This window comes from Paenibacillus sp. OK060, from assembly GCF_900101205.1.
GTDB lineage: Bacteria > Bacillota > Bacilli > Paenibacillales > Paenibacillaceae > Paenibacillus > Paenibacillus marchantiae.
The window spans coordinates 72,457-94,657 of sequence record NZ_FNFR01000001.1 but is presented as its reverse complement, the minus strand read 5'-3'; the positions used below and the strand labels follow the sequence as shown (position 1 = coordinate 94,657).

Here is a 22,201-nt window from a genome sequence, read left to right as displayed (position 1 = left end):
CTCTCCTCCTATTATTCAAAAACGTACAGTATTTTTATCTAGAAACATATTAATACAAAGTAAGAGTTATTACAAATAATTTTAACAGCCTCAAGACTCCATTATGCCCTATTTAATCAAGACTTTGCAAATTATCTTTTTGCAGCGATGTTCCCCGGACTTTATGATTGCGCAGTAATACGGAAGGATCATCCCCCAGCATGCCAGCTGTAACGACAGCATTCTCACCAAATTTGTCACGTAACTGATCCATAATGCGAATCAGGTTTTCCTTCTTCGGTTTCTGCTCATATTCAAACAGATCAAGCTGTATCGCGGACTCCTCACGTGGAATCAGCGTTTGGAGGGTCACACCCAACATACGAACAGGCTTCCCGCCGCGCCAATGTTTCGCAAATAAAGCACAGGCCTCCCGGTATATGATGGATGCATCTTCAGTAGGCACTTCTATCATCCGTGATCTCGTAATCGTCTTCATATCCGGTGTACGAATCGTAATCTGAATGCCCTGACTGAGCATTTCGTGCTTGCGCAACCGTCTGGCAACCTGGTCACTTATATTCAACAACACCCGATGTACATCATCCATTTCAGATATATCCGCAGGCAGCGTTGTTGTGTGTCCGATCGATTTGTTCGCTTCACGTTCAGCCTGAACTGCCGAATGATTAATGCCGTTTGCTGAATTTTTTAACCAAGAACCATTAATTCCAAACACATCGGTTAACATCCGCTCATCTGATTTGGCCAGCTGGCCTATGGTTTCAATGCCCAGCTTCTTCAGCTTTTCCGCTGTCTTTTTGCCGATCCCAAACATCTCGTTACAAGGTCTATGCCACAAAATCTGAGGTACATCCCTCATCCGCAAAATCGAAATGCCATTAGGCTTTTTCAAATCAGAGGCCATCTTGGCAAGCAGCTTGTTGGGTGCAATTCCGATCGAACAGGGCATCCCCAGCTCATCCCGGATTCTGGTCTGAATACTTTCCGCAATCTCCAGCGGTGTACCGAACTGTCTGGACCCCGTAATATCGAGGTAACACTCATCGATTGAGGTCGCTTCAAGCAATGGTGTATAGCTGTAAGCTATTTTCATGAATTCTTTCGAATATCTACGATATAAATGAAAATCCGGACGAATCACAATTAAGTCAGGACATTTCTTCAATGCTTGATGAACGACCATACCTGTGGAAATACCCCTGCTTCGTGCCGTGTAAGAACAAGTTACAATGACACCTTTGCGCACTTCACTACTGCCAGCAACGGCCGTCGCTTTTCCTCTATATAATTCCGGTTCCTCGGCTTCATGTACAGAGCAATAAAAAGCATTCATATCGACATGCAAAATCACTCGTCCGGCGGTAGGATAATATCGATCTACATTAATGTTGTTATGCGTTTGCTCTGAAGACATGATCCCCACCGCCCTTTCGTATACACAATTCCGTTACATGCAATCTCTACTCTATTATATCAAATTCCCTTATGTAAAAATCATTTATATCCCCTTGTTATCGGCGAGATTTAACGATCGATCGAATGATACCCCACACGGCAACGACGATAATAGCAATTATAATGAATGAAATAATTGTATTCTCCCACACAAAATGCATCCTCTTCCCTCCATTTATAAAGACAGGATTTGAATCCCTATGCAATCCTGTAATACTTGTATTTAGATGAAGCATAACATATTACAAGACTACGTTTACAGCTCACTTAACTCTACAATCCATCATTTGTTACACCAAATGGTGAATTCGATGTAGCATTTGGCGATAATGGTGCTATAATAATTAATTATACAAATTCACGATTTTAGGACAAATCTACACTTTGAATTTAATACAGTGTAGCGGTACAGAATCGAAGGATTCGTCACCAACATGCCCATATGTTTTTTAAACACACCATTAAACTTTCTAAAAAAAGCGCTTCATCTTAAAGGAGGATCTTCATGTCAAAGGCCATCTCCATCTTCGATACGACTTTACGTGACGGCACACAAGGGGAGGGAGTCAGCTTATCGGCAGATGACAAGCTCAAAATTGCCAAGAAGCTCGATGACCTGGGTGCTCATTATATTGAAGGCGGAATTCCAGGCAGCAACACCAAGGACATTGAGTTTTTCAAAAGAGTCAAGGAACTGAACCTGAACGCGAAGGTTGTCGCTTTTGGCAGTACGCGTCGTAAAGGTAGCATCGCCAGTGAAGACGCCAACTTGAAGCGCATGATTGAATCCGGTGCTCAGGCAGCGACTCTGGTAGGAAAATCGTGGGATTTCCACGTACACACTGCTTTGCAGACTACTTTGGAAGAAAATCTGTCGATGATCTACGACTCCATTGCCTATCTGAAACAAAACGATATGGAAGTCATTTTTGATGCAGAGCATTTCTTCGATGGATTTAAGAACAATCCGGAATATGCACAGGCTGTATTGACCAAAGCCCATGAAGCTGGAGCGGACTGGCTTATAATGTGTGACACCAACGGTGGAACGATGCCGCATGAGGTGTACGAGATCGTGTCCACTCTCGCTGGACGACTTCCGCAAGCCCATCTGGGCATTCATACACATAATGACTGTGAGCTTGCTGTAGCCAACACCTTAAGCGCTGTACAAGCTGGTGTCAGACAGGTGCAAGGTACGATGAACGGTTATGGAGAGAGATGTGGTAATGCCAATCTGGCTTCCATTATCCCTAACCTGCAACTGAAGCTCGGATATGAGTGCGTTTCTGAGGATTCAATGAGACAGCTCACGAATGTTGCCCGTTATGTCAGTGAGATTGCCAACGTAAATATGCCAATCAACCAGCCTTATGTCGGAAATGCTGCTTTCGCTCACAAGGGCGGTATTCACGTCTCTGCCATCTTGCGTGATTCCCGAACTTACGAACACATCGTTCCTGAGTTGGTTGGTAATAAACAGCGTGTGCTCGTCTCCGAACTGGCAGGACAAAGTAACATTGTGTCCAAAGCACAGGAACTGGGTCTTAAATTCGATCCAAGCAGTGCTAACTCACGTCAGATCATTGAGAAAATCAAAGATCTGGAACATCAGGGCTATCAGTTTGAAGGCGCCGATGCCTCTCTTGAATTGTTGATTCGTGAAGCCAACGGTGACATGAAAGAATTGTTTACCTTTGAATCGTTCAAGATGCTTGTTGAAAAAGTGGCTGGCAAGTCTGTTGTTTCGGAAGCCTTTGTTAAACTTAACGTAGGCGGAACAAGTGCGTATACCGCAGCTGAAGGCAACGGTCCGGTTAATGCACTGGATAACGCACTTCGGAAAGCGCTTGTGCAGTATTTCCCTTCCCTTGCCAACATGCATCTGTCAGACTATAAAGTACGTGTTCTGGATGAGAAAGATGCTACTGCCGCGAAGGTTCGTGTATTAATTGAATCCAAAAACACAGAAAACACATGGAATACGGTCGGTGTATCCGAGAACGTGATTGAAGCGAGCTGGGAAGCCCTCGTACACAGTTTCCGTTATGCCCTTCTTCAGGAAAAATTGCAGGACGAGCCTGGCGTAATCAACATCCCTGCTCACGGACTAAGCAACCATTAATGCATATTTCCCGGAAAATAAAAGAAGCGCCTGTCTCCAAAAAACATTGGAAGACAGGCGCTTTTGCTTCTCGCTTGGCTAGCTTCTTGCTTGGTTAATCCGCAATTAACTCCTTGATTTTGCGCTCCAGCTCTTTCTCAGGCAAAATCCCCAAGATAATTTCCTGAACGACACCTCGGGAATCAATCAGTACATTCGTCGGAAAAGCTAAACCGTTATATTTGGCATATGCTGTTCCGTCTTCATCAAGCAGAATAGGGAACGTCAGTTTGTATTCATCTACAAAAGCTTTGGCATCCCTGATTTTATCGTACGAAGTTACATTCACACCGTAGAGATCCAGTTTATCCTTGTATTTCGCTGCCAATGTATTGAGCGCAGGAGCTTCCTGCTTGCACGGTTCACACCAGGATGCCCAGAAACTGACGAAGATGGCCTTTTCCTTGGCTCCACCTACAGCGTAGGTTTTCCCATCCATGGCTTTCAAAGAGAATGCTGGTGCCAGTAAACCCGCTTTAGGCCCCGTCTCCGTCGGCATTGGCTCCTCTTGCTTAAACACGGCTGCGATTCCGTTATCTGCATTTTGGGCCAAAGCAATGCCCACAAGCAAAACAACACCCAGCAGTATGTATATATTTCGTTTCATGACCAGCCACCCTTTTGTATAATCAAACATATTGAGATTCACGCTCTTCTAACATGTGAGATATTTCAAGATCTCTATCATATTGTACCCTTTTCCTTTAAAATTTTACAATCGGAGTCACACAAAATAAAATAAAAAAGGACTCCTGCCGAAGCAGGAGCCAAAGAGAGAGGGGTGAATACAAATGGCAGCACTTCACGGGCAGCAAAACACCTTATACATCCCTTCCTCCGTAGAACAGGAGATGTCTAAGTACATGTTCGCTTCACTGCCACAGGAAACCTGCGGGGTTGTGCTGGGTGAAGCCGCAGCGGGCGGCATACGAATTAGTCGGTTTCAGCCCATTCGTAACGTAGCGCCTGACCCGCTGCACCATTTTGCATTGGATGATGCAGAATGGATCCGGTGTGTGTTCAATGAGCCACAACTTATCGGACTCTTTCACTCCCACCCCCGAACCACTCCCGTACCTTCCAATGAGGATCTGCGTAACCTACCGATTTTCGCTGGATTACTTAAGGTATATTTTATAGGCTCGCCTGATCAGACAACTGGTACACAATCAAAGATGCTTCTAAATGGTTATCGAATTCATGCAGCTGTTGATTCGAGCATTAGAATGAGCCATATTCAATCTTACAGCTTACAACCCGCCCCGCTATGCGTGACTTAACTGGGTGTACAGATCACCCAATGTTTCTACATTTTTGCGAGACATATCCTCCAGATAACAGGACCATAACTGTGCAGTCATTTTGGCGTCCTCCAAAGCGTGGTGGCGTCCATAGATCGGAATGCTTTTGGATTCCAGCAACTCATCCAGACCATAACCCGGTCTGTTCGGTTCTAGCCAACGTGCCAGCATCATCGTATCGATGAGCCGGTGAGTTAGCCTTACTTTGGATGTCCGCCACAAGGCCGCATTCAGAAAAGCCCGATCATGCGCGCTTGCATGGGCAACCAGTACACTTCCGCCAACAAAAGACATGAAGTCATGCAAGCCTTCCAGGAGCGACGGAGCATGCATTGTCATTTCCTGAGTAATTCCCGTCAGTTCAGTAATGTGTTCCGGAACGGAGACTTTGGACTGAACCAACGTATAGAACTGCTCATTCTCCAGCATCACACCGCCATTAATACGCACTGCCCCAAAGGAAAGGATCTCATCCCCATGCTGAGGAGAGAAGCCCGTCGTTTCTAGATCGAATACGACAGCATTCAATTCGTTCAAGGGTGTGTGCAGTACCTCGGGTCTGCGCTGTTCTCTCATCATCGAACGGATGAACGCCATATGTTGCGCCGTAGGGGCTCCCATTATGGAAGCGATGGCGGAAGGAACCCCTCCCTGGCGCAGCGAATTCCAGAATCCAGTATTGCCCCTTGCCGGCTCTCTCATGGACGTCTCCTTTCTGCAAAACGAAGTTGTCTTTGCAGCGCACGATGTACTCGCCGCACCAACCCTAACGTATCCCGGAGTTCATAAAGCATTTGTTTTTCCTTCAACTGTCTCTCATTTAGGAAACCACCGCTATGCTGTAACCCCTGTTTCATCACAACGGGTGTACTACGTCGCAGTTTCAAAGCCGTCATAAAGGCTCGCTGAGCTGAATCCAGCAAAGTAAGCGGAACTGCTTCAAGTGATACCAACCTCTGAATTCTCTTCAGCGTGGACGTTTCTTTGATACCATGCTGTAAAGCCAGAAAACGCGCACTGTTCACCAGCGGAATATACAAGCCGTATTTCACATCGAATCCACCTGCATGTTCACCGAATCGTTCCGTTACGACCCTTCCGAGGATGTTCAGTGTTGCCTTGTGTTTAACGGTATTGCGCAGCACAGCATCAGAAAGCTCAGGAACCGATCTGAATCCTTCGTAAAATGCAGAAATCCATTCCTCCGCAAGCTGTGGCTCACCTGCAACAAAACGCATGTCTGAAGCGATAATTAGATTGCGAACCGGCTCCCATGACAGGTCCGATCCCCATGCTTTCAGTTGTTCCTTCCATGACTCCAGCGTTTTCCTCCATAAAGGCTCCGAGCACATCACTTTGCCTTCACATTTGGCGTAGCCAAGTGCCTCCAACATATCGGTCATTCGAAGTCCAAGTTCGGCAAAATATACCTCTTTCCCTTCATCCGGGGTATCGCTGATAATCATGCCATTATCCTGATCACTCCATAACGTCGCTTCTTGCCTGCCGGAACTGCCAAATACGATAAAGGCATAGGGGACGGGAGGTCGGCCTAAGCCTTCCTCTACCATCCCCTGGATGCATAACTCTACTGCCCGCCGAGCAACCCTGTCATGCAGTTCATTTACCGTCTGGTACCATTCAATCGGCGACAAGGAAGCGGACAACAGTTCCTGGAGCTCATTCTGCAATATCACACGTGCCTGGCGCAGTTCTTGAGAAGATGCCGCACCATCTATTCCCTGATAGGACCAGGATTGATTTATATACGGGATGGGTTCCATCATGTCCAGCCTCCTTGAAGCATGATTCAGCAATCATTCCTCTTAGGAGCTGAACGTACCGCCATTGGATTTAGTTTCTACATTTTTCATTTGTTCAGGGTACCCGTAAGTACCATGCTCACTTAAATCCAGACCCATCGTTTCTTCTTCTTCTGTTACACGGATTCCCATGATAGCTTTCATACCACCGAGAATAATGAAGGACATAATCAGTACGAAGGCAAATGCCCCTGCCAGACCCAGAAGCTGAACGCCCAGTTGGTGGAAACCACCACCATAGAACAGACCCGCTTGACCTACGCCTGCATTCTCAGCAAGTTCTGGTGTTGCGAACAAACCTGTGGAGATCGCTCCCCACATACCGGCAATACCGTGTACAGAGAAGGCGTAGATTGGATCATCAATTCCTTTACGCTCAAAGAATTGAGCAGTGAAGAATGTGATAATACCTGCCAGAGCACCAATAACTAGCGCTGCCCATGGTTCAACGAAAGCACAAGCACCTGTGATGGCAACGAGTGCCGCAAGCACCCCGTTCAGCATGCTAGGAATATCAGATTTACCCAATACAGCCCATGAGATCAACAGTGCTGCAACACCACCAGCAGCCGCAGCTACGTTTGTAGTCAATGCTACATAACCGAAGAATCCATCACCCATGGCAGATAATGTACTACCTGGGTTGAAACCGAACCAACCGATCCAAAGGATAATTACACCGAGTACAGAATAAACTTGGTTATGACCTGGAATGATGTTAGGTTTACCATCTTTGTTATATTTGCCGATACGCGGCTTCAACAAGATGGTAGCTACCAGTGCGGCAGTTGCACCTGTCAAGTGGACAACCGTCGAACCTGCAAAGTCTTGCATACCAAGCTCAGCCAACCAGCCGCCGCCCCATACCCAGTGAGCAACAACCGGATACATGATAATGGTGTACAGCGTACCGAAAACGATATATACACTCATCTTTGCACGTTCTGCCATACCACCGCAGGCAATGGCCAGGGATACCGCTGCAAAGGCAAGGTGGAATACAAACTTGATTGTTAGCGGAACATCAGAGAAGGCCAGTGATTCGAACGAAGCAGCCATTCCGTCCCCACTCAGGAAAAATCCGGTTGTACCGAAGAAACTGTTACCATTACCGAAACCAAGACCGAAGCCTAGAGCCCAGAAGGCAATAACTGAAATTCCCAATGTCAGGATTGTTTTACCCGCAATGTGTCCTGCGTTTTTCATTCGAGTTGAACCCGCTTCAAGTAAAGCAAATCCCCCTTGCATCAGGAAAACCAGCACAACAGCCAGAAACGTAAAGGCTGAGTTCAGACCGCTTTGAAGTTCGATGTTAGTCGGCCCCTCCGCAGCTGCAAATGCGCTGACCGGGAAAGCCAATAAAGTAAGCATTATTAACACCGAAACCAACCATTTCTTTCTCATATACCCCACTCCCTCTTATGTTAAGTTTCTTCACATATCGTGAAACTCTTAATGCCATTATAAGCAGAAGACAGGAAAGTTGACAAGAGTATTTTCAGCAAAATTGAAAAATATTTCTGGGAATAAAGTCATACGTCTTTTTCTTGCACTTAAGTACATAATCATGTCCCATGAGTACATAGATATAGAAACGCAGCTTGACAGCCGCCAAAGCGTAACGTTTGACTGTATGGTTAAAGATCATGTATCATAACTAATAGTAAGAAAAAAATTGGGCGGGTAATGCAAAGCCGCAACTGGAATCTACAATTCCCTACATTTGAACTTGCAAGCGAGGTGAATATCATTGGGGATATGAAATTGTTTCGGATTGGCGAACTTGCCAAAACTGCAGGTGTGAGCGAACGGACGATTGATTATTACACAAAGCTCGGTCTCATCGCTCCTGAAGAGCGCACAGAAAAAAACTATCGTCTTTATAGTAATGAAACTTTAACCAGGCTCGAACGTATTGTACACATGAAACAAGAGAAATATAGTCTCGACGAGATTAAACAATCTCTTGAGAAGTGGAGTCTGGTGAGCACGGAAGAACAGGTTGCCAGCAAACTGACAACATTGGAGCTCCACGTGCAACAGCTGGAGCGAGAGGTGAATGAGCTTAAACCGCTGCTAGGCGAGATGAAACCTGTACAAGCACGCAAGATGATGGCCGGACTGCTCACCAAAAGTGCTGGTACGATGGAAGCTTTGAAAATCTTGCTTGAGAACACCATGATGTAGCTTATTATTTAGAAAGCGGAGGAATGAATATGAGTTTTAATAACGGTATGTTCGTTTTGATCATTATCGCCTTTTTGCTCTCCTTATGGGCGCAATTTCGCGTTAAGAGTACATTCAATCGTTGGTCTAATGTTAAAAACCTGAATGGAATGACCGGTTACGATGCTGCCCGTCACATGCTTGATTCCAATGGCCTACACGACGTCCCTATTGAACCCGTGCGTGGAGCACTCTCCGATCACTACGATCCAATCAATCGTGTCGTAAGGTTGTCTGAGCCTGTATATTATGAAAATTCAATCTCAGCTGTCTCCGTTGCGTGTCACGAAGTTGGCCATGCGATCCAGCACAAGGAAAGTTATCCAATGTTGGCACTACGTCACCGGATTTTCCCGATCGTCAACTTTGCATCCGGACTTGCGCCCTTCTTGCTCATTGCCGGATTCATCTTTAATGCAATGAACCTTGTCGGTATTGGTATTATTTTCTTCTCCGTAACCGTTGCGTTCCAACTCATTACGTTGCCGGTTGAGTTTAATGCTAGTAATCGCGCAAGAGAGATTATGGTATCGGAAGGTTATATCCGGAACGAAGAAGAAAGAGGCGTCGCCAAAGTATTGAATGCCGCAGCATTAACTTACGTCGCTGCAGCGTTAATCTCATTGCTGGAACTGGTTCGTTACATCGGAATTTTCAATAGCCGCGACTAATTCAATACAAAAACAAAAAAACAATACCCCACCGTTAATCGGATGGGGTATTGTTTTGCTGTAAACCGAAATAATTAAGCAAGAATGAACGAAATGACTGCGCAACAAGCGGAAGCTTGTCATCCGCTCGATGGATCAACCCAATCGTACGCGTGACTTTGGGATGAGAAATGGCTACATGTGCCGGTTGCAGCGGATTCGTCTGGAAAAGGGCCATTTCTGGCAGTAAACTCACTCCCATACCAGCGGCAACCAGCCCACGAATGGTATCCGTCTCTTCACCCTCAAAAGCAATCTTGGGCGTAAACCCTGCTTCAAGACATGCGTGCCAAACAATCGGACGCAGAGAATACCCTTTACTGAATAATACAAACTTATCATCTTTAAGTTGCTCTAACGCAATGCTCTCTTCACCAGCCAATGGATGATTGGGCGGAAGGATTGCATGCAGTTCTTCCGTAAGCACAATGTCACCATCTACCTGGTCGTGCTTTTCCGGAAATGGAGATATAAATGCCAAGTCCACTTCAGCCGATAACACATCACGAATGAGCGTTGGGAACATGCCTTGCTTGAATCTGAATTTGACGTTAGGATAACGCTGACGGAACGCTGCTACAACCGAAGGAATCAAGTGAATACCGAGACTATGAGGAAAACCGATACGAATTTCACCATGCTCCGGGTCGAGAAACTCATGAACCTCCCCGACCGCTTTGTCCAGATCTTTCAATATACCTTCAACCCGTTTGCAAAAGAGCTGCCCAACGGCGGTCAACTGCAGATTTCGCCCTTTTTGCATAAAGAGGTCTACTCCCAGTTCTTCCTCCAGCTGATGAATCTGACGACTCACCGCAGACTGCGCTACGTGCAATTCCTCCGCCGCCTGCGTAACATGCTCCTTCTGTGCCACTTTCAAAAAGTAATGCAACTGTCTTAATTCCACTGCCACTGATCTCTCCAATCTGCTATACCCTACTTATCCTTGATTGCATTCCGTCTTCAGATCAATCCGACTACTGCTTAAAGCTGCGGGGTTTCCACAAGCGGATGAGAAGTCCATAAATGAAGAATCCACCTAACAACCCCCCCAAATGCGCCATCCAGTTAATGCCTGTCATGGCAAAGGAAAAAATAATTCCGAATACAAGCAGTGTATACAACGTTTTACGTGAGGTCTCGTCCATCATTGTCCGCTGGAACAAAGCTACATACAGAAACGCACCATAGATTGCATAGATTGCTCCTGAAGCACCCACCGAGATTGTCGTCGCTCCAACCGAGTTATACCACGCAACAGCCAGAATGTTGCCCAGAATGCCTCCACCCAAGTACAACACACCATATCTTACCGACCCAAGCAGCCGTTCCATTGGTGGTGCAAATACGATGAGAGCAAAGCTGTTAAACAACAAATGACTGAAACCAGCATGCAAGAACATGGACGTAATGTAACGCCACCAATCTGCTGCAAATAACTCGTGGTTAACAAGCGCTCCAAACTTAAGCAGCGTCATACTGTTTGTGGAACCACCGTTCAAACTCAATACAATAAACATAACAACATTGGCAATTAAAAGAATCGACGTCAAAGGAAAAAATTTCAAATAACTTTTCCAGTTCTCATACCTTATAAATATCATAAGTTTCTGCTTTCACTCCACCCTGTTCAGATCGGCCTGTAAGTCTGACCCATTCTAATGATCCTTCGTCCGAATTGGACAATGCCTTTCATAAAAGATTATAATGGATTTTGGCACGGATCACCAACTTATAAGGAGGAACATTATTATGGCACAAGAACGTACAGGCGCAGCCACCTTTAAAGGCAACCCTATTACATTGATCGGACCCGAATTGAAAGTGGGCGATCAAGCACCCAATTTTACACTGAGTAAAAACCTGGTTGAAGATGCATCCTTGAAAGACTTCGCAGGTAAAATCAAATTAATCAGCGTTGTTCCTTCACTGGATACTGGCGTATGCGATGCCCAAACCCGTCGCTTCAACGTTGAAGCAGGAGATCTTGGAGACAATGTTGTCGTATTGACAGTAAGCGTTGACCTCCCATTTGCACAAGCACGCTGGTGTGGAGCAGCCGGAGTTGATCGCGTCGTAACACTGTCTGATTACAAAACACGTTCATTCGGTGAAGACTATGGTGTTCTGATCAAAGAATTCCAATTGGACATGCGCTCCATCTTCGTGCTGGATGCTGAAGACCGAATTACATATGTGGAATATCTGCCTGAAATGACAGACTCCCCTAACTTCGAGCAAGCGATTTCCGCTGTAAAAGCCTTGCTGTAAAAGGTAGTTCACGTTCAGAACAAAAGCGAGGAAGGTTAACCTTCTCTCGCTTTTTGTTATTCACCCATCTATTTCAATCATTTGACTTATACTTACTTAGCTTCTTATCCAATACGGAGAACAAGTTCATGATCGTGCGATAATTAGAACCCAGATCTCCAAGTGAACCACGTGAAGCCGAATACATATCGACCGCACTGCGTACAGGACTTACCGATATAATGGAAACCGTAATATCCATCGTCCGTCCAAAGGTAGTCCGCTTCTCCAGTATGACCTCTCCTACAGAAGGCACTTCATGCAGCACTTTATAACCCGGAATTTTTTTGAGTGTCGAAGAAACCTCTTCCCAGGCTCTGTCTTTGGATAAGTTATAATACCGTGTTTTTAATTTGGGATCCTTGGCTCGATCGCTGGTTCCCTCCATGCTGCGGATGATACCGACGAGCGTTCTCTTTAAGGTCAAGACCCTTCCTCCTTTGAATGTAACCGTTCCATTTATGTATACTAGTGTAACATTGTTCATGTAGTAACAAAAGGGCAAGCGACACTTTTAACAAAATACAGCCTATTCAACAAAATAAGCTCAAATAAAAAGCACCCTGAAATTCCTCGATTAGAGGAAAGAGTCAGGGTGCTGTACATGATAAAATAGGAACCCGCCTATGCCGTCCGGCTACATTGTCTTATGAACCTGCTTGGCAGGTGGGTGGCCGCAAAAATGTTTTTTGAAGTCCCCATGTCATATAGACAGGGCGTTTCAGCAACATTCTGTATTGATCTCCCGAAGACATCATCATTGGTTCAAAACAACGAATAACCGAAACGTACATCGCAGGATGTACAATTATTATATCCCTAACTGTGTAAAAAGTAAATGGTGACAGCTCATGTTTTATTTTTGGAGATTATCGTGTTTTTCGTCAGATGATTTAAGCTCAGATGGTTCAGCCGTCTCTATCGTCTCAACTGACTCCCCTGCCTGTTCAGCGGCTTGTGCAGCTTCCTCTTCTTCTTTCTTCAGCTGCATCTTCTCCATCTGCTCCTGCATCTTATTAAACGTTGCGTAGAAGTTGAAGAAAGCAAACCAGGCAACAATACTAATAATGAAGAAGATGAACAAGACCGGATAACGAAAACCGATATAGAACAACAATCCACTTCCCAACAACGTGGAAAATACACGGAATGGTCTAATCAGCGTCAATAGAACCGCATTTTTGATAATCAATCCGATGGACATGTGGTAATGTACAACCATCGAGAAGAAGTTAAAGAGAGAAACAAAGAGCAGCAGCAACAGTACGAGCATAATAATTCCAACCAGCTGCATATTCTTGAATTGTGTCATGTATACTGTGTAATCCAGATACATGATGGCAAACAGCAATGTATAGAAGATGCCTCCGATTAAACTCTGCTTGTAGTTCTCTTTGTAACCTACGAAGAAAGTACGGAAGATCGGCACGTCCGTATCACCCATATTCCATTTACGAACAACCGTAAACAGCGCCGACGTTGCCGGAAATAGTGTAAGCGGTGCCACAATGGCTATAGCCCAGTTCATTTGTAGTGATTCGTTAGCCAGGTTCTGCTGCATCACGAGCAGTTTCATAAACAAGAAAAACAAGAACGGAGACGAACAAATAGCCCACAACAGATTGGTTGCGGCCAGTCTCGTAATCCACTCTGTAAGTCGGTAGATCCCACCCATAGCTCCTTTAAATTCCAAACAATTCTCCTCCTCCGCAGCCTTGCGTCTAGCCTTAATTCTAATAATATTAATATACCTTATTATAGATAGGAAAAGCCAGCCCTTCCCGAAAAGAGATCGACGGCTCACTGGTTTGGCATAATCTGCACATAAAAAAATGGAGCAGTCGCCCTGCCCCATTTTCCAGTTCACACTTGTATATTATTCGAAAGAAGAATCTTTGGCAGGACGACGTCCTTCGTTGTTGCTTGGACGCGGTTTGCGGTCACGGTTGTAACCACCTTCTCTGCTTCCACTTCCACTTCCAGTTCCACTGCTGTTACGATCGCGGTTGTATCCACCACGTCCGCCGCCACTGCTGTTGCGATCACGGTTGTAACTACCGCCACCACCACTGCTGCTGCGGTTGCCGCTGTAACCAGATGGTTTGCGTCCGCCAGAGCGAACATCCGGTTTACGACGTTTTGCACGGATCGGATCTTCAGGAGTCAGATCAACTTGAGCATCTTTTTTGTCACCTGTCAGGAGCTTCAGAGCAGCTGACAACAGTTGAACAGAATCATATTGCTCAAGCATTTGAATCGCGATACCTTTGTATTCGTTCAGTTCGCCAGATTGTACGATTTCGAGCAAACGCTCAGCTGTCAAACGTTGTTTTCCTTCTACAGCCTCAGCCATTGTTGGCAGTGGTTTGCGCGGAATACGGTGACGTGTTACACGCTCGATAAAGTGCAGGTGGTCGATCTCACGCGGAGTAACGAAAGACCATGCAGCACCCTCTTTACCCGCACGACCTGTACGGCCGATACGGTGAACATAGCTCTCCGGATCTTGCGGAAGGTCAAAGTTCACAACGTGAGTTACGCCGGATACATCAAGACCACGTGCAGCCACGTCTGTTGCAACGAGAACGTCAATGCTGCCGTCACGGAACTTACGCATTACCGCATCACGTTGATTCTGGGACAAGTCACCATGAAGACCGTCTGCAGAATATCCACGTTTTTGCAAAGCTTCAGCCAATTCGTCAACACGACGTTTTGTACGTCCGAATACGATCGCCAGCTCAGGAGATTCCATATCCAACAAACGGCTAAGTGCTTCGAATTTTTGACGCTCAGGTACTTCGATATAGGATTGGTCAATCAATGGTGCACTAACATGTTTCGGGATCACAGAAATGTGCTCAGGATTGTTCAAGAATTGTTGTGCCAATTTTTGAATGTTAGGAGGCATTGTTGCTGAGAACAGCATTGTTTGGCGCTCGTCTGGAACTTGTTTCAGGATGGATTGAATATCCTCCATGAAACCCATGTCGAGCATTTCATCTGCTTCATCCAATACAACAGTTTGTACATCATCAAGTTTAATTGTTTTGCGGTTGATGTGGTCAAGGAGACGTCCAGGTGTACCAATAATAATCTGTGGTTTTCTTTTCAATGCACGAATCTGACGAACGATATCTTGTCCGCCGTAGATTGGCAGGGAGCGCAGACCTTTGAAGCGAGTGAGTTTTTCGATTTCTTCAGCAACTTGGATTGCAAGTTCACGTGTAGGTGCCATAATGAGGGCGCGGATTTTCTCGTCACTTTTAGTGATTTTGCTGATCAACGGAATACCGAATGCAGCTGTTTTACCCGTACCTGTTTGTGCTTGACCAATCAAATCTCTGCCTTCGAGTGCCAAAGGAATCGCTTTGGATTGGATCGGTGTTGCTTCTTCAAACCCGAGCTCAGTGATGGCTTGCAGCACCAGTGGTTCAAGATTGAAATCTGTGAAATTTAAATTTGTCAAAATTATTCATGCTCCTTTTATATGGTGGACATGGTGGACAATCCACTTTGTTGTCTGTATTCTTAAGTAGCGTTAATATTTATAGGGTATCCCATCAAGCCAAATTATTTTCACGAACGAATATAATTCCATGAATGGGTCCCAAACATAAGACTAAAACTACATACATGTGTTTGAAACATTTCAAAATTTTATTGCTCCATTTAGGAAAAGTTTCCTACTCAAGAATATCCACAAATTATTATATCACAAAACAATTCAAGATTACCAGCAATCTGGCTTTAAATATAAATGAGGTGATTAAATTGCCCAAAATGATTTGGCACTTTTTAGTGATCGTATTGGGTGCTGCAGCTATTGCCTGCGGCTTCAACTGGTTTTTGGTTCCCCATCAGCTTCTTAGCGGCGGGGTATCCGGTATTTCCATGCTTCTTGGCTATTTTACGAATTTGAATCTTAGTATAATGTATTTTGTTCTGAACATCCCTCTGCTCATTGCAGGTTGGTTTATTCTTGGACGACGCTTCATTACATTAAGTATTGTTTCGGTAGCAGCCACTTCATGGTTCATCGCGCTTCTGCCTGTTTTTGCTGTGGCAACAGATCCCCTTCTGAGCTGTGTATTTGGCGGCGTGTTAGTGGGACTAGGTACCGGAGTTTCTTTCCGAGTCGGCGGCTCGACGGGCGGGCTGGACATTGTTGGTTCCATTTTCACTCGTAATCGTGATTTCCCGATCGGTACGGTAATGGCTGGCATGAACGGAGCCATTATTATGCTGGCAGGCTATCTGAATGATGACTGGAACATCGCGCTTGCCTCCATGGTATCGATTTATATCACAGGTAAAGTGCTGGATCTGATTCATATCAGCCATGTCAAAGTCACATTGTACATTATTACCAATGAAACCGAAGCGATGTTGAAAAAATTGCTTGTTCGCCCTCGTGGGGTCACCAAAATCAAAACCCAGGGAGCATATACAGACATCGAAAAGGACATGTTAATGACAGTGACTACTCGCTACGAACTCGTTGAAATCAAACGAATTATCAAGGAAACGGATCCGAACGCCTTTGTTAATATTGTGGAAACGGTTGGAGTTATGGGCTCTTTCCGCCGAAGTTGAGACAGATGTACGGTTAACAATTCTAAACATTGTGGTATAATAACGGTGTACGGCTCCTAAATATGTTGTATAGCAGAATGTGCCCTTCAATTTCACAGAACCATGTGCTTTTCCGAATCGCGCCGAATGACTTACCATTTTGGAATTCGAGTAGGGAAGGGTGATTATTGTGGATATGGAAACGGTAAAACTGTTTGAAATCGTCAACAAATGGTGCCCGGAAATGCTCCCTTTCTTAAAACCGAATGAGCTCGACTCACTGATTGTTCTCCGGGATGGGCTGGGCATCCTGGAACAGGGAGACGCAATGGAAATCATTCAGTACAGTATTTGTGAGCATCAAAATGAGATCTACATTCAATAATTTTTTTAGATTGATCACGCCGCTTCTTGTGGGGGTTACCCCTCAACAGGAAGCGGTTTTCATTTTCCCCATGTGTTTCATCACTTGAATAATATGGTTAAAAGCCCAGAGGCTTTATTGTATAATTCAAACATGGAATGCACATAGGGGAGTGGAAATGAATGAACATGTTTTGGGCTTTACTGGCTATGGCCTGGGGAACCTTCAGTGGTACACCAGCTACAGCTGATCAAGGGAATCAACCCTTTCAATCATTAACAAACAGTTTCAACACCGCCATCATTCAATCTCAAAAAGATCAAGTCGTTATTGATGCGGATAACCCACCTGCAAAAATTGACCCACAACCCGATGCACCCGTTGTCAAAGGCATCTATGTGACGGCTTACAGCGCCGGTGGTGCACGGATGACATCATTACTCGATCTGATGGATAACACAGAGCTCAATTCCATGGTCATTGATATCAAGGACGATCTCGGATACATAACTTACCCTACGGAGAACAAGACGTTACAGGAAATGGGCAAATCTCAGCCTTTTATCCGTGATATTGATGCCTTGATGAAACGTCTGCAAAAACACGATGTTTACCCGATCGCACGAGTGGTAGTTTTCAAGGATACGATTCTCGCCAAGAAAAATCCGGAGCTCTCTTTCCGCAATAAGGACGGTTCTGTATGGGCCAATGGTAAAGGCGACAGCTTCGTGAATCCCTACAGCAAGGAAGTATGGGATTACAATATAGAGATTGCCAAGGAAGCTGCTAAATTAGGATTTAAGGAAATCCAGTTCGACTATGTTCGTTTTCCGGAAGGTTTTGAAACGCGTGCAGACGCATTGAAATACACCAAGTCTGACAAGTCCCGGGTCGACATTGTAGCCGAATTCGTGCAGTATGCACGCAAGGAGCTCGCACCGCTGGGTGTTCGAGTCTCGGTTGATATATTCGGTTACGCCGCCTCTGTTCCAGCAGCCGAGGGTATTGGACAGGATTTTGTGAAGATATCTGAAAACGTGGATGTCATCTCACCGATGGTTTACCCGAGTCATTACTCCACCGGCTGGTACGGTGTGAAGGACCCTGACAAAGATCCCTATACAACCATCAAAGGCTCCATGAAAGATACACATAAGAAACTGGATCCAACCAAGGAACTGAAACCCGTTATCCGCCCATGGATTCAGGACTTTACAGCAAGCTGGTTAGGCAGTGGACATTACATCAAATACGGCAAAAAACAGGTAGAGGACCAAATTCGCGCGATGAAAGACATGGATGTGGATGAGTACCTGCTCTGGAATGCCTCCAATCGATATACACCAGATGTAAACTATAAATAATGCACTCTTTTTTTGTTCACTTTACTCCAATAACCTCGTTCCGTATTCTCGGAGCGAGGTTTTTTACTATGCTCTCAATCTTACCTTCCGTATAACCACGTTCCCCTCCCTATTCAAATCAGGCAAAATCCACTACAATAAATAGCTGTCCGTACATGACAGTTTAGTGATAACTCTTAAGAATAGTGAGGCACTGCCAGTGAACATGACCACCACCAGCTTTTCTCAAAAACTAAAGCAATTCCTGATTATATTTCTACCCATCTTCACCACACAAATCGCCCTCTCTGCCATGTCTTTTTTCGATACCAATATGTCAGGCAAGTTCTCCCCTGCTGATCTCGCGGGTGTCGCCATTGGCACAAGTCTGTGGTTGCCGGTGCAGACAGGACTAAGTGGTATTCTGATTGGCATTACACCTGTCGTCTCCCACCTGCTCGGTTCGAAGCGTAATGACAAGATTGGTCATAGCGTCATTCAAGCCTTATATCTCGGTGTGGCGGTCGGAATCGTCGTTCTTGCAGCAGGCACATTGCTGCTCAGTCCGATTCTAAACGGAATGCCTTTGGAGCCCCGAGTTGCCCAAGTCGCCTTCTATTTCCTGTGTGCTTTGGCTTTTGGGGTTATCCCCCTTTTCGGCTACACTGTGCTGCGGAGTTTTATGGATGCACTGGGACAGACACGGATCACCATGATGATTACGCTGGTTTCGCTGCCAGTAAACATCTTCCTGAACTATTTACTTATCTTCGGACGTTGGGGCTTCCCACAACTGGGAGGTGTTGGAGCAGGTGTGGCTACAGCAAGTACATATTGGCTCATTTTTCTCCTCAGCCTCTTTTTCGTACACCGGATTGAGCCCTTTGCCCAATATGGTATCTTTCGGAAAATGCCCAAAATTTCATTGACCAAATGGAAAGAGCTGCTCAAGATCGGCGTTCCCATCGGTTTCGCTACTTTTTTTGAAACTTCCATCTTTGCAGCAGTCACATTATTAATGAGCCGGTTCGACACTATTACGATTGCTGCCCACCAGGCAGCCCTGAATTTCGCTTCTACGCTGTATATGCTGCCTGTGAGTATATGTATGGCCCTTACAATTCTTGTGGGCTATGAGGCGGGTGCAGGGCGTGTGAGAGACGCAAAGCAATATAGTCTCCTGGGTATCGGAGGTGCCATTGGGCTCTCTCTGTTAACAGCTGTGGTATTACTGGTATTCGGGGAACAAATTGCAGGCGTGTACTCGAATGATCAAGAGGTTATTGCTTTGACACAGCATTTCCTGATTTACGCCATCTTCTTTCAAATCTCTGATGCCATTGCCACCCCAACGCAGGGAGCACTTCGGGGCTACAAGGACGTGAACCCTGCATTGATCATAACGTTTGTCGCGTACTGGATCATCGGTCTACCTGTCGGCTACATCACGGCTACGTATACTTCACTCGGTGCCTTTGGATACTGGGTTGGACTCATTGCCGGCCTCGCCGTTGGAGCAACGGCGCTTCTCTGGAGATTGTTCCTTGTGCAGAAGCAAGCCTCGGTTCGTATGGCTGAAAATAAATAATGGAAATATAACAAAGAGAGCACAGCCCGCTGTAAATCGGGACTGTGCTCTTTTTGTTTTGAACTTTTGATGATAACTGGATTATTGGGACAAACGCTGTGCAAGCTCGTAAGTCACCATATCGAAGTCTTTTTTCGTATTAACAACTTTATCAATATCGGTCAGGGTCAGTTCTCCCTTGATAATACCGCAACCTTTGTCTGTCTCACCTGCAATCAGACTGCGAACAGCGAAATCTCCCAGACGACTGGCAAGGTTACGGTCAAACGGAGTTGGCGTACCTCCACGCTGAATGTGACCCAAAACAGTTACACGTGGCTCATATGTTGGGCAGCGTTCCATCAGTTCTTTTGCTACATCCTCACCTTTGCCCACGCCTTCAGCAACGATGATGATACTGTGGCGTTTGCCATGTGCAAAGTTGGCTTTCATGCGATCTGCCACTTCGTCCATGTCAAACGGAACTTCCGGTACAAGAATCGTTTCTGCACCCGATGCGAGTCCTGCATGTAAAGCGATATCGCCACAGTGACGACCCATTACTTCAACGATGGAAGAACGTTCGTGTGAAGACATGGTATCGCGCAATTTGTTAACTGCATCTACTACTACGCTTACTGCTGTATCGAATCCGATCGTGTAATCGGTGAAAGAAACGTCATTATCAATCGTTCCCGGAAGACCCATCGTGTTGATGCCCAGCTTGCTCAGTTTGTTGGCGCCGTTGTATGAACCGTCCCCACCAATAACAACCAGCCCGTCAATGCCGCGTGCACGCAGAATGTCTGCACCTTTTTGCTGACCTTCAGCGGTATAGAATTCCTTGCAGCGTGCCGATTGCAGAACCGTTCCCCCACGCTGGATGATATCCCCTACACTCCGCAAGTCCATTGGGAAAATATCGTTATTCAAAAGACCCTGGTATCCACGTTGAACCCCGTACACTTCGAGACCGTGAAACAGTCCGCTGCGAACAACCGCACGAACAGCCGCGTTCATCCCTTGTGAATCACCACCGCTCGTTAAAACTGCGATTTTCTTTACTGCTGTCATGATGTTTCTTCCTCCTCTAGTTTCACTTCAGGCTCCCACCACAATACGCCTGACTTACATATGCTTACGAATCCAGCGGCTAAAGATAAAGAAAAATACTCTTGTCATCGGACTATTCTTCATCAAACGCTTGGAAACGACGCGAACTTCCTGTTGTTCGCTGACTTTGGGATCAGACAGGTAAATGGCAAGCAGTCCTTCGATAATCATCCGGTGGAACGAACTTCCCGGAATCTTCTGCACATCACTGCGGGCCATCTCCACAATAAAAGCAATTCGGTCCAGCATTGTCTCCACATTCTCATAATAATTGCAGAAGTTGAGATCTCCTCCGATGCGATCTTCATCCTGATCGATTAAATAATCGAGCATAATGTGCAATGCGCATACATGAGGAAAATAGGCAGTGTGGATCGAAGCCGCCTGCTCTTCTGTCAGCTGATCATCACTCGCAGCCAGAAACAGCATGAATACGCCCAGCGTAGAGCCGGTAGCGGCGGCAAATTCGTTCCAACGGAACTGAGGTGTGCGGTGACGATGTTCCGACCACCATTCCAGCAATGCCGTTTCTCTCAGTTCCGGCTTGATGTGCTTATATACCTGCAGGTCCGTGTATAGGCCTGCCAGATCCTGAATTTGAGGCTTGGCGGATGCATAGCCTGGCAGCTGACGGGTCAGCTCCTGACATGAGGTCACCAGATTCCTTAGGTATCCACCATCATCCTGCTCCTCACGGAGCGCGTAATAATTGACAGGGGTTGCTTCGGGATCTACCGCATCAAGCATTGATTGATGGAGAAGCCGAAAGTCATTCGGGTCCATCGATGTACTGCGATCACACAGATTGTCCAAATAATCACTAATAGTCTGATATGAAACGATCAGTGGAATCAGAATGTGCCTGTTCGGCAAATCAGGTAAAGCATAAACGGTCCCGCCTTCACAGTGGAACTGCTTGTCCCTGAGACTGGCCAGTGCCTGATTGCGCAATTCCTCATTCGGAATTTTCTCAGCCTGGGCACGCCATCCATCCAATTCCTTCCGCGTTTCCGGAATGGTGTATTTGTACACCCCTCTCATCAATGCCAACGGTCCACGCGGATATTGATGACGATTTCGATTTGATTGGCTCAAAATAAATGTGCCTCCACTTGGTTGAATACGTATTAGAGCGATTTTTAACCAATCCTATTATAATATGATCCCCTTAATTGTACAAATGATCTCCCGCATATTCCGCACAAAAAATCGCATCCGCTTCCAAGGCTTTGTGATATACTAGGCAT

The 22,201-nt window shown here is 45.7% G+C and carries 21 protein-coding genes and 1 other RNA gene; 9 read left to right on the top strand and 13 right to left on the bottom strand.

The window, feature by feature from the left end; translation table 11 throughout:
- Positions 1 to 112: 112 nt before the first annotated feature.
- Positions 113 to 1,417, bottom strand: coding sequence for a DNA polymerase IV (locus tag BLS14_RS00470; protein ID WP_090948949.1), 1,305 nt, complete (start codon positions 1,415 to 1,417; stop codon positions 113 to 115).
- A gap of 546 nt (positions 1,418 to 1,963) precedes the next feature.
- Between BLS14_RS00470 and cimA the strand changes: the two genes are divergently transcribed.
- Complete coding sequence (gene cimA, locus BLS14_RS00465; RefSeq protein WP_090948947.1) at positions 1,964 to 3,583, top strand: citramalate synthase; 1,620 nt, start codon at positions 1,964 to 1,966, stop codon at positions 3,581 to 3,583.
- Positions 3,584 to 3,677: 94 nt separating this feature from the next.
- On the opposite strand, the gene BLS14_RS00460 is transcribed toward cimA, so the two are convergent.
- Positions 3,678 to 4,229: a TlpA family protein disulfide reductase gene (locus tag BLS14_RS00460; protein WP_064640973.1), complete on the bottom strand. Its 552-nt coding sequence runs from the start codon at positions 4,227 to 4,229 to the stop codon at positions 3,678 to 3,680.
- Between the two features lie 184 nt (positions 4,230 to 4,413).
- Between BLS14_RS00460 and BLS14_RS00455 the strand changes: the two genes are divergently transcribed.
- Complete coding sequence (locus BLS14_RS00455) at positions 4,414 to 4,902, top strand: M67 family metallopeptidase (protein WP_090948945.1); 489 nt, start codon at positions 4,414 to 4,416, stop codon at positions 4,900 to 4,902.
- On the opposite strand, the gene BLS14_RS00450 is transcribed toward BLS14_RS00455, so the two are convergent.
- Genes BLS14_RS00450 through BLS14_RS00440 form a run of 3 tightly spaced genes read right to left on the bottom strand, consistent with a single transcriptional unit; the run spans position 4,888 to position 8,150 of the window.
- Positions 4,888 to 5,625: an exonuclease domain-containing protein gene (locus tag BLS14_RS00450; protein ID WP_063564793.1), complete on the bottom strand. Its 738-nt coding sequence runs from the start codon at positions 5,623 to 5,625 to the stop codon at positions 4,888 to 4,890. The two genes, BLS14_RS00455 and BLS14_RS00450, sit on opposite strands and share 15 nt — an antisense overlap.
- Positions 5,622 to 6,716, bottom strand: coding sequence for a DUF294 nucleotidyltransferase-like domain-containing protein (locus BLS14_RS00445; protein WP_371121402.1), 1,095 nt, complete (start codon positions 6,714 to 6,716; stop codon positions 5,622 to 5,624). Before BLS14_RS00445 ends, BLS14_RS00450 begins: the two co-directional genes overlap by 4 nt.
- Positions 6,717 to 6,749: 33 nt before the next feature.
- On the bottom strand, positions 6,750 to 8,150 hold the full coding sequence (locus BLS14_RS00440; RefSeq protein WP_063564794.1) for an ammonium transporter: 1,401 nt from the start codon (positions 8,148 to 8,150) through the stop codon (positions 6,750 to 6,752).
- Positions 8,151 to 8,504: 354 nt separating this feature from the next.
- Between BLS14_RS00440 and BLS14_RS00435 the strand changes: the two genes are divergently transcribed.
- A complete protein-coding gene (locus tag BLS14_RS00435; protein ID WP_063564944.1) occupies positions 8,505 to 8,933 on the top strand; it encodes a MerR family transcriptional regulator in 429 nt (142 codons plus the stop codon).
- Between the two features lie 29 nt (positions 8,934 to 8,962).
- Positions 8,963 to 9,643: a zinc metallopeptidase gene (locus tag BLS14_RS00430; RefSeq protein WP_063564795.1), complete on the top strand. Its 681-nt coding sequence runs from the start codon at positions 8,963 to 8,965 to the stop codon at positions 9,641 to 9,643.
- 34 nt (positions 9,644 to 9,677) lie between these two features.
- On the opposite strand, the gene BLS14_RS00425 is transcribed toward BLS14_RS00430, so the two are convergent.
- Both BLS14_RS00425 and BLS14_RS00420 read right to left on the bottom strand, forming a co-directional pair.
- Positions 9,678 to 10,589 (bottom strand): glutamate biosynthesis transcriptional regulator GltC, encoded by a 912-nt coding sequence (locus tag BLS14_RS00425; RefSeq protein ID WP_024629242.1) that lies wholly within the window; start codon positions 10,587 to 10,589, stop codon positions 9,678 to 9,680.
- A 70-nt stretch (positions 10,590 to 10,659) separates the two neighbouring features.
- Positions 10,660 to 11,286, bottom strand: coding sequence for a rhomboid family intramembrane serine protease (locus BLS14_RS00420; RefSeq protein ID WP_063564796.1), 627 nt, complete (start codon positions 11,284 to 11,286; stop codon positions 10,660 to 10,662).
- A 148-nt stretch (positions 11,287 to 11,434) separates the two neighbouring features.
- On the opposite strand from BLS14_RS00420, the gene tpx reads away from it, so the two are divergent.
- On the top strand, positions 11,435 to 11,953 hold the full coding sequence (tpx, locus tag BLS14_RS00415) for a thiol peroxidase (RefSeq protein WP_076292035.1): 519 nt from the start codon (positions 11,435 to 11,437) through the stop codon (positions 11,951 to 11,953).
- Positions 11,954 to 12,026: 73 nt separating this feature from the next.
- Here the strand turns inward: tpx and BLS14_RS00410 are convergent, their stop codons facing one another.
- The 4 genes from BLS14_RS00410 to BLS14_RS00395 form a co-directional block, all read right to left on the bottom strand.
- Complete coding sequence (locus tag BLS14_RS00410; protein WP_024629239.1) at positions 12,027 to 12,419, bottom strand: DUF1499 domain-containing protein; 393 nt, start codon at positions 12,417 to 12,419, stop codon at positions 12,027 to 12,029.
- Positions 12,420 to 12,605: 186 nt separating this feature from the next.
- Positions 12,606 to 12,797, bottom strand: a non-coding RNA gene (ssrS, locus tag BLS14_RS00405) — 6S RNA.
- Positions 12,798 to 12,848: 51 nt separating this feature from the next.
- Positions 12,849 to 13,685 carry a YesL family protein gene (locus BLS14_RS00400; RefSeq protein ID WP_063564798.1) on the bottom strand — a complete coding sequence of 279 codons (837 nt, stop codon included), beginning with the start codon at positions 13,683 to 13,685 and terminating at the stop codon, positions 12,849 to 12,851.
- A gap of 183 nt (positions 13,686 to 13,868) precedes the next feature.
- Positions 13,869 to 15,461 carry a degradosome RNA helicase CshA gene (locus BLS14_RS00395; protein ID WP_063564799.1) on the bottom strand — a complete coding sequence of 531 codons (1,593 nt, stop codon included), beginning with the start codon at positions 15,459 to 15,461 and terminating at the stop codon, positions 13,869 to 13,871.
- Positions 15,462 to 15,775: 314 nt separating this feature from the next.
- Here BLS14_RS00395 and BLS14_RS00390 point away from each other — a divergent pair, with 314 nt between their 5' ends.
- The 4 genes from BLS14_RS00390 to BLS14_RS00375 all read left to right on the top strand — a co-directional run bounded on the left by BLS14_RS00390 (position 15,776) and on the right by BLS14_RS00375 (position 19,862).
- A complete protein-coding gene (locus tag BLS14_RS00390) occupies positions 15,776 to 16,588 on the top strand; it encodes a YitT family protein (RefSeq protein ID WP_371121400.1) in 813 nt (270 codons plus the stop codon).
- Between the two features lie 175 nt (positions 16,589 to 16,763).
- Complete coding sequence (locus BLS14_RS00385) at positions 16,764 to 16,952, top strand: hypothetical protein (protein ID WP_170867818.1); 189 nt, start codon at positions 16,764 to 16,766, stop codon at positions 16,950 to 16,952.
- A gap of 161 nt (positions 16,953 to 17,113) precedes the next feature.
- Positions 17,114 to 18,295, top strand: coding sequence for a putative glycoside hydrolase (locus BLS14_RS00380; protein WP_079694852.1), 1,182 nt, complete (start codon positions 17,114 to 17,116; stop codon positions 18,293 to 18,295).
- Positions 18,296 to 18,500: 205 nt separating this feature from the next.
- Positions 18,501 to 19,862, top strand: a complete 1,362-nt coding sequence (locus tag BLS14_RS00375) for an MATE family efflux transporter (protein ID WP_090950166.1) — start codon at positions 18,501 to 18,503, stop codon at positions 19,860 to 19,862.
- A gap of 81 nt (positions 19,863 to 19,943) precedes the next feature.
- On the opposite strand, the gene pfkA is transcribed toward BLS14_RS00375, so the two are convergent.
- Both pfkA and BLS14_RS00365 read right to left on the bottom strand, forming a co-directional pair.
- Positions 19,944 to 20,915, bottom strand: a complete 972-nt coding sequence (gene pfkA / locus BLS14_RS00370; protein ID WP_053783630.1) for a 6-phosphofructokinase — start codon at positions 20,913 to 20,915, stop codon at positions 19,944 to 19,946.
- Between the two features lie 54 nt (positions 20,916 to 20,969).
- Positions 20,970 to 22,049 (bottom strand): tetraprenyl-beta-curcumene synthase family protein, encoded by a 1,080-nt coding sequence (locus BLS14_RS00365; protein ID WP_175381611.1) that lies wholly within the window; start codon positions 22,047 to 22,049, stop codon positions 20,970 to 20,972.
- Positions 22,050 to 22,201 lie beyond the last annotated feature (152 nt).

Bases quoted from the DNA above. Each gene is read 5' to 3' on its own strand.
- BLS14_RS00390 (WP_371121400.1), top strand. From the start codon at position 15,776: ATGATTTGGCACTTTTTAGTGATCGTATTGGGTGCTGCAGCTATTGCC.
- tpx (WP_076292035.1), top strand. From the start codon at position 11,435: ATGGCACAAGAACGTACAGGCGCAGCCACCTTTAAAGGCAACCCTATT.
- BLS14_RS00460 (WP_064640973.1), bottom strand. From the start codon at position 4,229: ATGAAACGAAATATATACATACTGCTGGGTGTTGTTTTGCTTGTGGGC.
- BLS14_RS00440 (WP_063564794.1), bottom strand. From the start codon at position 8,150: ATGAGAAAGAAATGGTTGGTTTCGGTGTTAATAATGCTTACTTTATTG.
- BLS14_RS00435 (WP_063564944.1), top strand. From the start codon at position 8,505: ATGAAATTGTTTCGGATTGGCGAACTTGCCAAAACTGCAGGTGTGAGC.
- BLS14_RS00380 (WP_079694852.1), top strand. From the start codon at position 17,114: ATGAACATGTTTTGGGCTTTACTGGCTATGGCCTGGGGAACCTTCAGT.
- BLS14_RS00470 (WP_090948949.1), bottom strand. From the start codon at position 1,417: ATGTCTTCAGAGCAAACGCATAACAACATTAATGTAGATCGATATTAT.
- pfkA (WP_053783630.1), bottom strand. From the start codon at position 20,915: ATGACAGCAGTAAAGAAAATCGCAGTTTTAACGAGCGGTGGTGATTCA.
- BLS14_RS00375 (WP_090950166.1), top strand. From the start codon at position 18,501: ATGACCACCACCAGCTTTTCTCAAAAACTAAAGCAATTCCTGATTATA.
- BLS14_RS00455 (WP_090948945.1), top strand. From the start codon at position 4,414: ATGGCAGCACTTCACGGGCAGCAAAACACCTTATACATCCCTTCCTCC.
- cimA (WP_090948947.1), top strand. From the start codon at position 1,964: ATGTCAAAGGCCATCTCCATCTTCGATACGACTTTACGTGACGGCACA.
- BLS14_RS00450 (WP_063564793.1), bottom strand. From the start codon at position 5,625: ATGAGAGAGCCGGCAAGGGGCAATACTGGATTCTGGAATTCGCTGCGC.
- BLS14_RS00420 (WP_063564796.1), bottom strand. From the start codon at position 11,286: ATGATATTTATAAGGTATGAGAACTGGAAAAGTTATTTGAAATTTTTT.
- BLS14_RS00385 (WP_170867818.1), top strand. From the start codon at position 16,764: ATGGAAACGGTAAAACTGTTTGAAATCGTCAACAAATGGTGCCCGGAA.
- BLS14_RS00430 (WP_063564795.1), top strand. From the start codon at position 8,963: ATGAGTTTTAATAACGGTATGTTCGTTTTGATCATTATCGCCTTTTTG.